This is a genomic window from Dyella sp. GSA-30, assembly GCF_027924605.1.
GTDB lineage: Bacteria > Pseudomonadota > Gammaproteobacteria > Xanthomonadales > Rhodanobacteraceae > GSA-30.
Window position 1 is genome coordinate 2,104,674 of record NZ_AP027042.1, and the last position, 14,327, is coordinate 2,119,000.

Sequence of the window (14,327 nt, forward strand, 5' to 3'; positions counted from 1 at the left end):
TCCCACGATGAGCGAACAACCGCTGCCGCGCGAAATCCGCTGCGTCCTGGTCCCCGTAGGTAACCTGCGCCTGCTGCTTCCCAACGCCACCGTTGCGGAAGTCATTACGTTGCCCACGGCTGAGCATGTCGATGACGCGCCTGAGTGGGTGCTCGGTCGCATTGCATGGCGTGGTTGGCGTGTGCCGTTGATTTCGTTTACCAAGCTTGCTGGTGCGCAGGAAGCCGACTCGGAGTTGAGCGTTCGTGTTGCTGTGCTCAAAGCACTAGGCGGCAACCCCAAGCTGCCATTCATTGCAGTAGTCACCCAAGGCTTCCCCCGCCTGACCACGCTCAACGCCGAACTCATCATTCCGACTCACGACGGCACGCCGCTGCCGCCAGGAGTTAAAGCCGAAGTGCTGGTGCGCGATGACGTGGCGGTGATTCCGGATTTGGAAGGGATTGAGGCGGAGTTGGCGGAGATGTTGGAGCTAGCAAGCTGATTGTAATAATGCTTTTCTAGTATCGACATCGGATTTGTCTATCCGATTTATTCGGAGTCTGCGATCGGATACACGATATTGCCCTGGTGGCTGAATTACCATTCAGGAAGAAATGGGGGGAATGGATGCGCATATCGATGTTTCTCGCGCTGTCTGCGATGTGTTTTCCCACGCACTGTGCAGATTATTATTGGGTATCGAACTCTGGTCCGGCTGGTCAGTTCCCGTCGGCAGATGCGGCTTGCCGTGCCGCATACGAGCAGTGGACGACGTGGGATGTTCAAGCCAATCCCACTCGTATTCCGCTTCCTTATAGGGCGCCATATGCCTATAGGGAAACCCTTTTCGTATGTGACCTGAAGGACACGACCTCCGCCACCGGAATGCCCGCAGGTGGCCAAGATTTCATTAGCCGCGGTGGCAGTAGTTGCCCGTCCGATGAAATTTACAATTCCGCGTCGGGTGCTTGCGAATCGCCAGACGATCTTTTGCCTCGAAAGCAACTGGGATTTCCTAAAGATATCCTGGGCGGCCCGAATGATTGCCACGGCAACCCAATCAACGGTTCCACGGGCAACAAGTTCCAGGAAGAGAACGACTATCAGGACGCCGGCGGTGAGCTTGAGTTCGCTCATATCTATAACGGCGTCGACGGCCAGTGGCATCATAGTTACAGCACGTCCATCTATGTTGGTAGCAGCTCGATAGTGCTGACCTTTGAGGATGGGCGTTCATCGCTCTTTGCGCTTGTGGGCACTGTGGCAACTGCGGAACCGACAGAGTTGGGTCAGCTAAGCAAAGTCGGGACTCAATGGGTCTATACCTCGCCGGCCAATGAGCAACTTAGCTTTGATACGCAAGGGCGCCTCGTGCGCTTGCAGCTGGCGAACGGAAAAGCGCAGGCCCTGAGCTATACCGCGTTGTCTGACGGATCCACGAAAGTGACTGTGGTGGATTCCCAGGGGCGGTCGCTAAACTTCCGGGAGGACACGGATCATCGACCGTTGAGCCTGGGGACTTCTGGACTGACGGCCACATATAGCTACAACGGATTCAATGAGCTATCGAAGGTCAATTATGCGTGGACGAACAAGTCCGCGACGCGGACCTATGTGTACGAAGACACCCGCAATCATGGTTGGCTGACCGGCATCGTTGATGAACGTGGAGTACGCTACGCGACCTGGCACTATGATGATCAAGGCCGCGCGATATCCAGCGAGCACGCGAATAGCGCAGAAAAAGTCACGCTGAGCTATAACAGCGACGGCTCAACGACGATAACAAACGCCTTGGGTCATGCATCGACCAATCACTATCAAGTGATTCAAGGCATCAAGCACATTACCTTGGTGGAAGGCGCGCCTGCTGCGGGTTGCCCGGCGAGCAATTCGAGCTACACCTATACAACAGTTGGTCAAGTCGCAACCAAGACGGATGCACTCGGTCATGTCACGGCTTATACCTATGACGCACAAGGGCGTGAAATACAACGTGTCGAAGCGCAAGGCACTTCACAGGCACGCACCATAGTTACTACTTGGCATGGTGCCACTTTTTTACCTGAATCCGTCGTCACGGCTGGTCGCACGACGACTTACACCTACGATGCACAGAATCGATTGCTTTCAACAAGTAGTCGATCGAACTAGGGTATTCAAGTCATGGTTGTTGGATTCGATCGACTTAAATTTTTCGTGTCGTCGTTCTTAGCTTTTGCGTCCTTTTGCTGCCACGCCACAGACTATTACTGGAAGGCACAAGTTTGGCCTGGACAAACTGACCCTGGGCCGCTGCCCTCAGCCGAGGCGGCCTGTCAGGCTAGCTACGCCAATTTTGTGGCAAACAACAAAAATATAACTGCCTACGTCGAGCTGACGCGGCCCTACAAGCCGCCCTATCCGGATCCCGCATATGCGCCGAACAACGAAGCGCATTTTATGTGCGAGTTAGTGGGCTATTCACAGGGAAGCTCTACAAACAACGCGGGAGGGCCGTACCCTATACCTAGATACGGAGACGGTTGCCCCGCTGGCGATGTCTATAACGTCGCACTCGGTCAATGTGAAAATGCTACCGATTTTTTACCGCGGAAGCAGCTTGGTCTCCCGAGGGATCCGCTTGGCGGGCCGACCACCTGCGAGGGAAACCCTGTCAATTCGGCTACGGGCAACAAGTTTGAAGATGAGGCCGATTACGTCGGGCCGGGAGCATTTCCGCTGCGGTTTACCCGCTACTACAACGGTGAAACCGGATTGTGGTCTACAAGCTACTCAGCTCATGTTGACGCCGGTGCGCTTGGAGCTGCTTTAACGTTTTCCGATGGTAGACAGTCTGTCTTTTCGTCGATATCGGGTGCGTTGAAGCCGGAAGCAACCGAGCTGGGGAGCCTGAGTAAGCTGGCAAGCGGCTGGCTCTATATCTCGTTAAATAACGAGCAGCTGTCCTTTGATACTCGCGGTCGGCTTGTAAAGTGGACGAGCGCGGAAGGCTTGTCTCAAACGGTCGCTTACGGAGCGATGGATTCTACGGGTAATACGGCAACCACGATTTCGGACGCCTCAGGTAACTCTCTAACGTACTCCGTCGACAATTTTGGCCGACTAATCAAGCTTTCCGCTGGAAATCTGCTCGTCACCTATCAATACGAGTGGTCAGCCCATCTTATAAGCGTCACGTACACTTGGCCGGGTAAATCCGTCGTACGCAAGTATTTATACGAAGACGGCACAAATGCTTCTTGGTTAACGGGCATCATCGACGAGCGTGGCGTGCGCTACGCCACGTGGCACTATGACGCGCAGGGCCGAGCGATCTCCAGCGAGCACGCGAACGGCGCCGAGAAAGTCATGCTGACCTATAACGATGACGGTTCGACGACGGTGACCAACGCCTTGGGTCACGTCGTGACCTATCGGTATCAGGTGATCCAAGGCATCAAGCACATCACGTCGATCGAAGGCGAGCCAGCGGCTGGCTGCCCGGCGAGCAATTCCAGCTATACCTACAACACCATCGGTCAGATCGCGACCAAGACGGATGCACTCGGTCATATCACAGCCTATACCTACGACACGCTCGGTCGCGAAACGCAGCGCGTTGAGGCGCAAGGTACGGCGCAAGCGCGAACGACCACCACGACGTGGCATGGCACCAGTTTCTTGCCTGAAACGGTGACCACTGCCGATCGCGTCACCACCTATACCTACGACACACAAAATCGCCTGCTGTCGACCGGCACGCACGCTGCTCAGGGGAGCGTTCCATGAAAACTGGATTTCGTTGGAGTCTGATTAATTTGCCCCTGTTGGCAGCTGCTTTATTGGGGGCGGCTGGTGGTGCTCATGCTACAGGCTACGGCTGGAAGTACGTCACGGGATACGGAGCGGGCAATGTCCCGATCTGGAGTCCGGATTACCCAAGCATTATGGCGGCCTGCATGGCGTATCTTCCCCAGGGGCAAGTTATCGTCACAGGTTTAAGGCAGCCAGTCACATATGTAAAAACCGGGGTAAGTAGTGCGGAATGCCGAGGGGTGTTTCCTCCATGGTATCCAAATGGTGGTTTTGCTTTTTTGGAGATTATCCGGGATGGAGGCTCATGTCCGGATGGGCAAATATACAACTCTGCCTTGGGTAACTGCGAAGATCCTGGTTCGCTGGTGCCTAGGAAGATGGAAGGATTTCCCGATGACTCCATGACTTGCAATGCCCCATCGAATGCGCAAGGCAATCCCGTAAACGCAGCTACCGGAAACAAGTTTCAGCTGGAAGAGGACTATGCTCCTCTGAAAGCCGGTGCGGTTAGTTTTACTCGCTACTACAATGGCGTCGATGGTCTTTGGCGTAGCAATTATTCGACCGGCCTAACTTTTCCCGATAGCAGCACCGTTTACTTGACAAAAAATGACGGAAGGGCATCGCAGTTCAAGCTGTCGGGAACCAGTTACGTTGCAGAGACAACTGAGCTAGGTCGACTATCTTCCGCCGGGCAGGTGTGGACGTATGTTGATTCTGAGAATTCAACATATACATTCGACGCCCAGGGTAGACTGACCGGAATCAGGTTTCCCAGCGGACTCGCCCAGAGCCTGGTGTACGGAATTACCTCGGTAACAGTGACAGATGCTTTTGGTGGTCAATTGATCTTTGCCGTAGGACCGGCAAATCAGCCTGCCAGTTTTAGTTCGGCTGGGTTGGTGGTGTCCTACGCATACACAGACCTCAACGGTTTTCGTCTCCTGACCGGTGCGACCTATAGCCAAGGTGCAAAGCAATGGTCGCGCCAATACCTGTACGAAGATACTGCGTATCCAGCGGCCCTGACCGGTATCACAGATGAGCGCGGCGTACGTTATGCGACGTGGCACTACGACGCTCAAGGTCGGGCGATCTCCAGCGAGCATGCGAATGGCGCCGAGAAAGTCACGCTGACCTATAACGATGACGGTTCGACGACGGTGACCAACGCCTTGGGTCATGCCGTGACCTATCGGTATCAGGTGATCCAGGGGATCAAGCACATCACGTCGATCGAAGGCGAGCCAGCGGCTGGCTGCCCGGCGAGCAATTCCAGCTATACCTACAACACCATCGGTCAGGTCGCGACCAAGACGGATGCACTCGGCCATATCACGGCCTATACCTACGACACGCTCGGTCGCGAAACGCAGCGCGTTGAGGCGCAAGGTACGGCGCAAGCGAGAACGACCACCACGACCTGGCATGGCACCAGTTTCTTGCCTGAAACGGTGACCACTGCCGATCGCGTCACCACCTATACCTACGACACACAAAATCGCCTGCTGTCGACCAGCACGCATGCTACTCAGGGGAGCGTTCCATGAAAACTGGATTTCGTTGGGGTTTGATCAGTCTGACCCTGTTAGCGGCCTTGGCGCATGCCGATACATCGGACCGGGTGTGGGCACGCACTTATAACGCGCAAGGGCTGATCGACACCCTGGATGGCCCACGTACGGATGTAAACGACGTTACGCACTACACGTACGACACCCAGGGCCACCTGGCGACAGTGACAGATGCGCTGGGCGGGGTGACGACGTTTGATACTTACGACATGTACGGCCATCCCGGTCGCATCGTCGATATCAATCAGGTCGTTACGACGATCAGTTATACCGCGCAGGGCTGGCCGCAGACGATCACTCGCGACAGCACAGGGACGCCTGCCACGACGACGCTGAGCTACAACGCCAGTGGCGATGTCACCCAGACGCAGGACGCCGACGGTGTAGTGATGAACTACACCTATGACGATGCTCGGCGCCTGACGGATATCACTGATGGCTTGGGCAATCGTATCCATTACACGTTGGATGCCGCGGACAACCGCACCAAGGAAGAGATTTTCGACACCACCGGTACGCTCAAGTACACGGTGTCGCGTACCTTCAATACGCTCAGTCAGCTGTTGACGGTGGTCGATGCACTCAATCGAACCGTGCTGACCTATAACTATCCTGACGGCTACGATGCCGAAGGTCACCCGACACATTCGGCCGATGCCCGGGGTATCCAGCGTAAGCAAGGCTATGACGCGCTCAACCGCCTGACCAGCACGATCGATAACTACAACGGTACGGACACAGCGACCCAGAACACGCAGTCGACCTTTGCTTACGACGTCAGCGACAACCTTGAAGGGGTTAGTGATCCGGACGGTCTTGCGACGGTTTATGACCACGATGGCCTGGGTAACCGCACCGGCCTGCATAGCCCAGATACGGGAAGTTCTGCATACACCTATGACGCGGCCGGCAACCTGATCAGTTCCACCGATGCCAAGGGCATCACGCGCACCTACAGCTACGATGCGCTCAATCGCCTTCTGGCGATGAGCTACAGCGACAGCAGTCTCAATGCGGCCTATCACTACGATGAGCCGAATGGGGCCACGGGGTGCGCTAGCTCGTCCTATCATGGTCACCTGACCAGTATCGTCGAAAGTGCGGTGACGACGGTCTACTGCTATGACGCACGCGGTAACGTGGTTCAGAAGCGGCAGGTGCAAGGCAGTCAGATCGATGTGACCCGCTATGGCTATACGCTGGCGAATCGCCTAAGCAGTCTGACCTCGCCGAGCCAGACGGTGACGCAGTACAGCCGCGATGCCGTGGGTCGTGTCAGCGGCGTCACGGTGACGCCGCTGAATACGGCAGGCCAGACTGTAGCCAGTACGGTCAGCTATCTGCCGTTTGGCCCGATCAGCGGCTACACGTTGGGGAATGGCCAGACGATTACCCGTAGCTATGACACCAATTACCAGCTGACGGACCTGGCTAGTCCGGCGTTGAATCTGCACTTCACGCGGGATGCAATGGGCAATATCACAGCCATCGCCAATAGCAGTGGTGCTGGCCCGATGGAGTCGTATAGCTACGACCCGCTGTATCGGCTAACGGCGGTCAACGATGCCAGTGGCGCGGCCATCGAAGCCTATGCCTATGGCAAGACAGGTGACCGCTTGAGCAAGATCAAGGTGGGTGGCTTGGCTACCGGCATCTATGGTTACCAGAGTGGCACGCACTGGTTAACCAGCATTGGCAGTGCTGCGCGGACGTATGACCTCAACGGCAATACGATCGGTAGTGCCAACGTCGGCGAGACGCTTGGGTATGGCTACAACGATCGCAATCGCTTGACGCTGGTACAGCGCAACCAGCAGACGGTAGCGACATACGTTTACAACGTGATGGGTGAGCGAGTGGCGAAAGCGGCCACGTCGCCGCAAACCATCAATGAGCGCTTCGCCTATAACGAAGCGAGTCAGTTGATCGGCGAGTATGGAACGACCAATCGCGACTACATTTGGCTAAGCAGTTTGCCTATCGCGGTAGTGGACAACGTGCCAACGAGCACTATCAACTATGTGCATGCGGATGGGCTGGGTACGCCGCGAGCGATCAGCGATGCCGTAGGTAACACGATCTGGCAATGGACATATACGAGTAATCCGTTTGGGGAGCAGCCTCCGATCGGGAGCTATAGCTATAACCTACGGTTCCCGGGGCAGTACTTTGATGCAGAGAGTGGACTGCATTACAACGTCAACCGCGATTACGAGGCGACCACTGGTAGGTATATAGAGAGTGATCCCATAGGATTGGCTGGCGGGATGGGCTCTTATGCGTATACAGGGAATGATGCACTCAACTATTCAGATGCCCTTGGCTTTATGCCAAGCGCGTTACCATCTCCATCTCCATCTCCATTTACGCCTTCCCCAGCTCCATCTACAGGTCCAGTTCCGAACTATGGGCCGCCGGCGAATGATGCTGCTCCATTTGAGGACCTACTTCCCTCATTGGGCTCTATGTGCGCACGGGTGTCCATTGGGGTGGCATTGTATCTATACCCGACGCCAACTAGCGCCTGTGACCAACCTCATCCTCCAGCGGCCAATCAGTGCCCGGGTGGGAACGATTGCGAGAAGCTATATCAGCAAATACGGCAGGCTCTGAATGTAGTTAAGAAGAGATTCTGGGATCTCCGTGGGGACGCAAAGACAGGCAATCTATTTAATCTCCGTCCTACTGGCACCATGTCTTGGGCCGGGCACCAGCAGCAGCTTGCGGGCTGGCAGCGATCGCTAAGAAAATTGTTGCAAGATGCAGATGCAAAGGGATGTCATGATTATCCAGATGATGCGTGGGCTTGGGCGGCACGCGGTGTTCCCACGCAACCAGCGCCTTGAGGACTATCTCCAATGACGAAAGATGAAATAAACAACGTTGCTAAACAGTGGATATCGCTACAGTTGTCTGGTTATCCGGATGATTTGGGTGGCGATGGTGTTGACGTCAATATGCTAGCAATAGAGCAGCCGGAGGATTGCTGGAAAGTTATTATCGAGGTGCTCAACATCACTGATGATGAGTGGGTTCTGGTCAATTTGGGTGCGGGGCCACTGGAGTCATTGTTAGCAATGCATGGCGCTGTTGTGATCCCATGGATTGGTCAAGAGGCGCGTTTGAATAAGCGTTTCCAAATACTGCTTGGCGGTGTTTGGAGAAATTCGATTCAGGACGATGTATGGCATCAGCTGCAAGGTATGGTCTGAATAAGGTGATGCCGCGCATCGGCCTCGCGGTAGAAGATATGGGACACCCAAGAAATGGGCGCTCGCTCTTAGGGAGCCTAGATTACATCTTTGCATCTACCTATTGTTATTCTGGCGATGGGGTAGAGTCCGGTGGCTCAAGGTTGAGGGGCGAGAGCTTTCTTGATTAGTAGTGAATTTAAATGTCGTGCAAGCTTCTGTCCGTAGCGCGAATTTTCAAAGGAAGGCAAATGAGGGGCGGCATGAAAGCGTTCTTATTGAGGCTGGCAAAACTATCATTTCGCTGCTACGCACTAACGTTTTCCTTTCTTCTGGTTTGGTTTGCTGTTTGCGCACAAGCAAACGCAGCGAATCAAGAGTTTCCGACACGTGCAGCTGCGATGGCGGCTTGTAATGCAGGCGCCACCACGAGCTGGTACGACTCGAATAGCCAAAACCAATGGACGTTAGATGGCGGGTCGTGCACGGATGTATCCCCCAACACCAACGGCCAGGGATGGATATTTGCCAACTATCACCACTGCTTTAGGGGCGAATGTGACAACTACGGTTGTTTTGGGCTCCTAGCGAGCTGCGACGAATTTGACTATGCCGCTCCCGGCAATGAGGTGGCGCGAAAAGCTGCCGGGAACAACAATGACTGCGGTTGCCATGACGGTGTAGCGAAGAATGACAATGGAGCGACTCGCTCTTCCGGGAGTAGTAGCGCTTCTGGGTCTTCCATGTTGGTCGGTGACCCCATAAATCCCTCCAATGGCAACTCATATCTCCAAGAAGATGATTACCTCGGTGCGGGGAAGCTTGTCTTTAGACGGTTCTACAACAGCAATGCACCCGTAGGTGCCACAAGCATCGGTTCGCATTGGCGCCATAACTTCAGTCAATCATTAGTCATTACTGGGAGCCCCGCCACGTCTATCGTGGTGTACCGCCCAGACGGCAAACAGGAAGTCTTCACCAAACTAAAAGGTGCCTGGAACACTGATCCAGATGTAACTGATGTTCTAAGCGAGGTCACCGACAGTCAAGGAAGCGTAACGGCTTACAAATTATTTGTGACCGCACTGCATCACTATGAAACTTTTGGAACGACAGGATTGCTCCAAAGTATTAGTAATGAGTCGGGGCTGATACTGAGCTTTTCGTACAGCACAACTTCTACGCCTACCACGATCGCGCCATCGGCAGGTCTTCTGATAACAGTCATGGACCCAACGGGGCGGCAGCTCGGGCTGACTTATGCAGCCAATCACAGCGTTCAGCAAGTGACTTTGCCCGATGGCGGCACTCTTAACTATACGTACGACAATGGTGGCAATCTGACGTCCGTGCAATACCCCGATGGAAAAACACGTCAGTACGTCTATAACGAAAGCAGTTTGACCTCGGGAAAGAACTTCTTCAGTGCCCTCACCGGCATCATCGACGAGTTTGGAGCGCGCTTCGAGACGACCTCTTACGACACCGCTGGTCGAGCTATATCCTCGTCGCTATCGGGCGGAGTCCAGAGCACACAGGTAACGTACAGCGCTAACGGTACCTCGTCGGTGCAGTTCCCGTTGGGCGTAACGATTGTTATGGGCTTTTCCGCGCCGCAGGGTGTGAATAAGGTGGGTACTGTCAATCAGTACTGTGGCCCGCTGTGCGGCCAATCATGGCATTCGCGTACGTATGACGCTAACGGGAACCCATCTGGATACACAGACTTTGATGGAAACGTAACTGCCACGACCTATACCTCTTTGGGTCTCCTAAGCCAGCAAGTTGATGCTCAGGGCCAGGCCAGTCAGCGGACCATGAATTTCACTTGGGACAGTACGCTGCGCGTTCCGTTAAGCCGGGCAGTCCTCGACAATGCGAACAACACGGTCGAATCCGGCTCCTGGAAATACAACGCCACAGGCCAGACGTTGGCTAGTTGCCAGTCCGATCCGCATGTCTCGGGAGCGGGCAGCTACGCTTGTGGTAGTGCGCCTAACGCACCATCAGGCGTGCAACAGACAAGCTTTACCTATTGCACCTCAGTCGATGGCACGCAGTGTCCTTTGGTGGGCCTGTTGCTTACAGTTGACGGCCCACGCACCGATGTCTCCGACATCACCCATTACAGCTACTACCTGACCCCCGACGAATCCGGTTGCGGCACGGTAGGTGGTGCGTGCCATCGTGCTGGTGATCTCTATCAGGTCACCGATGCGCTTGGTCATGTCGCCACCATGGTGGCTTACGATAAGAATGGCCGCCTGGTTCGCTCGCAAGACAGCAACAACGTCATCACCGATCTGACCTACACCCCGCGCGGTTGGCTCAAGACACGCGCGATCGGTGGTGCGACGACTACCATCGACTACGATGCCGTCGGCAACGTCATCAAGATCACCGACGCCGATGGCGTGTTCATCGGCTACACCTACGATGCCGCCCACCGCCTGACCGACATCACCGATGCGGCCGGCAATCATATCCATTACACACTGGATGCGGCCGGCAACAAGACCAAGGAAGACACCTACGATAGCGGCAACACGCTGCGCCGTACGCTGTCGCGCAGCTACAACACGCTCGGTCAGCTGACCGGTGTCACCGATGGCCTCAGCCATACCGTCTTCAATGCCAGCTATACCGACAGCTATGACGCCAACGGCAACCTGGTGCATACGGCCGATGGCTTGGGCATTCAGCGCAAGCAGGGTTACGACGCCCTCAATCGTCTGGTCAGCACGCTGGATAATTACAACGGCACCGACTCGGCGACTCAAAACACCCAGGCTACCTTTGCTTACGATGTCCTCGACAACCTTGAAGGCGTCACCGACCCCGGCGGCCTAAGCACCACCTACGACTACGACGGCCTCAGTAACCCCAGGGCGCTGCATAGTCCCGATACCGGCACCACCAGCTTCCAGGTCGATGCCGCGGGTAACCGCATCCAGCAGACCGACGCCAAGGGCATTGTTCGCACGACCACCTACGATGCGATCAACCGCCCGGTCACGGTCAGCTACCCCGACAGCTCCCAGAACATTGCCTATCACTATGACGAGGCGGACGGTGTTACCGGCTGCAGTGGTTCGTTCCCGATGGGGCGATTGACTCGGATCGTTGAAACGGCGGTGACTACCACTTACTGCTACGACAACCATGGCAACGTCACCAAGAAAACCCAGGCGCAGGGAGCTCAGGTCGACACCACCAGTTACAGTTACACCGGTGCTGACCGGTTGAGCAGCATCACCACGCCCAGTCAAACGGTCACACAGTACAGCCGTGACGGTGCCGGTCGTGTCAGTGGTGTGGCGGTGACGCCCAGCGGCGGCGCGAGTCAAACGGTGGTCAGCGCGATTAGCTACCTTCCGTTCGGCCCGATCAGCAGCTACACGCTGGGCAACGGCCAGATCATTACCCGTAGCTACGATGCCAACTACCAGCTGACAGACCTGACGAGTCCGGCGTTGAACCTGCACTTTGCCCGCGACGTGATGGGTAACATCATCGGGCTAGGAAACACATCTGGAGCCAATCCTGCGGTTGAAACTTACGGATATGACCCGTTATACCGCTTGGCAGGAGTCAATGATGCCAACGGCAATGCCATTGAGGCTTATACCTATAGCAAGACCGGCGATCGCTTAAGCAAGGTCAAGGCGGGTGGCTTGGCGACGGGTGTGTACGGCTATCAGAGCGGCACGCATTGGCTGACGAGCATCGGTAGTGCTGCCCGCACTTATGACCTCAATGGCAATACGATCGGTGGTGCCAATGCGGGCGAGACGTCGGGCTATGGTTACAACGATCGCAACCGATTGACGCTGGTGCAGCGTAATCAGCAGACGGTGGCGACGTATGTTTACAACGCGATGGGTGAGCGGGTGGCGAAGGCGGTCACCTCACCACAAACCATCAATGAGCGCTTCACCTATAACGAGGCTAGTCAGTTGACCGGTGAGTACGGTACGACTAATCGTGACTATATTTGGCTGGATGGTCTGCCAGTCGCAGTGGTGGATAGCGGAACGACGAGTACGATCAACTACGTCCATGCGGATGGGCTGGGCACGCCGCGTGCTATCAGCGACTCAGCAGGTAACACGGTTTGGCAGTGGGCGTATCAGAGCAATCCATTCGGCGAGCAATCGCCGATAGGTAGTTATGTCTATAACCTACGCTTTCCAGGCCAGTACTTCGATGCAGAGAGTGGGTTGCATTACAACGTCAATCGTAGCTATGAGGCTGCGATCGGGCGCTATGTGCAGAGCGATCCGATCGGGTTGGCAGGTGGAGTTAGTTCATTTGGATACGCCTTAAGCCGGCCAATGGCGTTCACAGATCCACTCGGGCTTGCACCCAAAGATCGCTGGTGGGAGTTTACGGATAGAGAGTTTCAACGTTGGTATCACCAGTGCTGGAAGCAAAGTGGTGATCCGGATGCTACGCGTGATGAACTTGGTGATGCGCATGATGAGTGGAAAAAGCGGGGCTCTCCTACCGAGGGGCGCTGTTGGGGTGACCCTCAGACTTGTCCGGAGACATCCACTGAGCAGCAGCCGGAAGTCGTCCCTGAAGTTCCCCAAGTACCGGACCCTGATGCTTCACCTGAGCGGCACCCTGATGTGGCTCCCGCAGCAAGGCGCCTCATTGCCACTGCTGCGGTTGCCCGTGTTTTATATGCAATAGCATTAGCGGCTTCTGAGGTCCTATGAACACAGCTAAGCGTATCTATACCGTAGACTTTCGTATATCGGGAGAGGGTGTGAAGCCTGAGCAGATCTCGTCAGATCTCGGCTTGGTTCCATCTCAGACAAGGTACGCGGGGGAGCCTAAGGGAAAGGTCGGTTTCTTTACTGATGGGCTTTGGGCGTACGCAATTTCGAATGAAAAGCTTGGTCGCAACGAATGGTGGTCCTTGGAAGAGGGATTGTCTTCTGCATTGAAGGCGCTGACTGAAAAGAGAGAAAGCATTCTTGCGTACGCCAAAAGATTCGATGTCTATTGGTGGTGTGGGCAGTTTCAGTCTTCCTTTGGTGGAGGTTTTACTCTTTCTGCCGACCTGCTGCGTGACCTTTCTAGTTTTGGGGTGGAGCTTAGGTTGGAAACCTACTGGTCCGACGGTTAGGAAAGTATGAGTTTTCGTATGAGGTCACCCAGGTGACAAAAGCAGAATTCTTGACATTGATGCGCTTTCCTATGGAGTGGCTGTCGTGGAATTTGTATCCAGACGAGCTGTTCGAAGGACAGTTTGGTCTGTACGAACCAGGTCACGAGCGCGGCTCGGAACACGATCGAAACGGAGCGTTTCACTGGTGGCTAAATAGAGATCCAGATACAGATACGCTCTGGAAGCTCCTGTCGCTGACGAAGTTGGATCCGGATCAGCTTATGGCTCAGGACGCGCGTCGGTACATTCTTAGAGCGTTATCTAGAAAAGAGAAGTTGGATGCCAGCTCTGCGTTGAATCGACTCGAATCCAGGTCGGGCTCTGTGGATCTACAGGTAACGTCCATATGTGAGCCGGGTGATCTTGTCTCAGGCGTGGTGCCGTACGAGGAATCAGGGGCTTCTGTTTTTTCAGCGCCGCCCGCTATTGTCGCTGAAGCACGAGATGCCTATCCGTACGCGATCAGTATCACGGATGTAGGTACGGCCTGTTTCACTCTGGTACTTGCTCTGATTAGTCCTAGGAAAGGGGCAGAGGTGTCCGTGTGTGTTGACTGGGAGGCTCTCTTGGAGCTTGAGTAAATGCCGCTTCTCTATCCGATAGGGG

8 protein-coding genes are annotated in these 14,327 nt (G+C 55.1%); all 8 read left to right on the forward strand.

The window, feature by feature from the left end:
- Positions 1–7: 7 nt before the first annotated feature.
- The 8 genes from QMG46_RS09300 (at position 8) to QMG46_RS09335 (ending at position 13,679) form a co-directional block, all read left to right on the forward strand.
- The gene (locus tag QMG46_RS09300; protein ID WP_281852230.1) at positions 8–484 is read left to right on the forward strand and encodes a chemotaxis protein CheW; all 477 of its coding nucleotides are present in this window, start codon (positions 8–10) and stop codon (positions 482–484) included.
- A 137-nt stretch (positions 485–621) separates the two neighbouring features.
- Positions 622–2,136: a DUF6531 domain-containing protein gene (locus tag QMG46_RS09305; RefSeq protein WP_281852231.1), complete on the forward strand. Its 1,515-nt coding sequence runs from the start codon at positions 622–624 to the stop codon at positions 2,134–2,136.
- A gap of 12 nt (positions 2,137–2,148) precedes the next feature.
- Entirely contained in the window at positions 2,149–3,753 is a 1,605-nt protein-coding gene (locus tag QMG46_RS09310; RefSeq protein ID WP_281852232.1) for a DUF6531 domain-containing protein, read from the forward strand.
- Positions 3,750–5,330 carry a DUF6531 domain-containing protein gene (locus tag QMG46_RS09315; protein ID WP_281852233.1) on the forward strand — a complete coding sequence of 527 codons (1,581 nt, stop codon included), beginning with the start codon at positions 3,750–3,752 and terminating at the stop codon, positions 5,328–5,330. Before QMG46_RS09310 ends, QMG46_RS09315 begins: the two co-directional genes overlap by 4 nt.
- Positions 5,327–8,200, forward strand: a complete 2,874-nt coding sequence (locus QMG46_RS09320) for an RHS repeat-associated core domain-containing protein (RefSeq protein ID WP_281852234.1) — start codon at positions 5,327–5,329, stop codon at positions 8,198–8,200. The genes QMG46_RS09315 and QMG46_RS09320 overlap by 4 nt, the downstream gene beginning before the upstream one ends.
- Before the next feature lie 12 nt (positions 8,201–8,212).
- A complete protein-coding gene (locus QMG46_RS09325; protein WP_281852235.1) occupies positions 8,213–8,566 on the forward strand; it encodes a DUF6869 domain-containing protein in 354 nt (117 codons plus the stop codon).
- A gap of 242 nt (positions 8,567–8,808) precedes the next feature.
- The gene (locus QMG46_RS09330) at positions 8,809–13,266 is read left to right on the forward strand and encodes an RHS repeat-associated core domain-containing protein (protein ID WP_281852236.1); all 4,458 of its coding nucleotides are present in this window, start codon (positions 8,809–8,811) and stop codon (positions 13,264–13,266) included.
- A 50-nt stretch (positions 13,267–13,316) separates the two neighbouring features.
- A complete protein-coding gene (locus tag QMG46_RS09335; RefSeq protein WP_281852237.1) occupies positions 13,317–13,679 on the forward strand; it encodes a DUF4279 domain-containing protein in 363 nt (120 codons plus the stop codon).
- Positions 13,680–14,327: the final 648 nt, after the last annotated feature.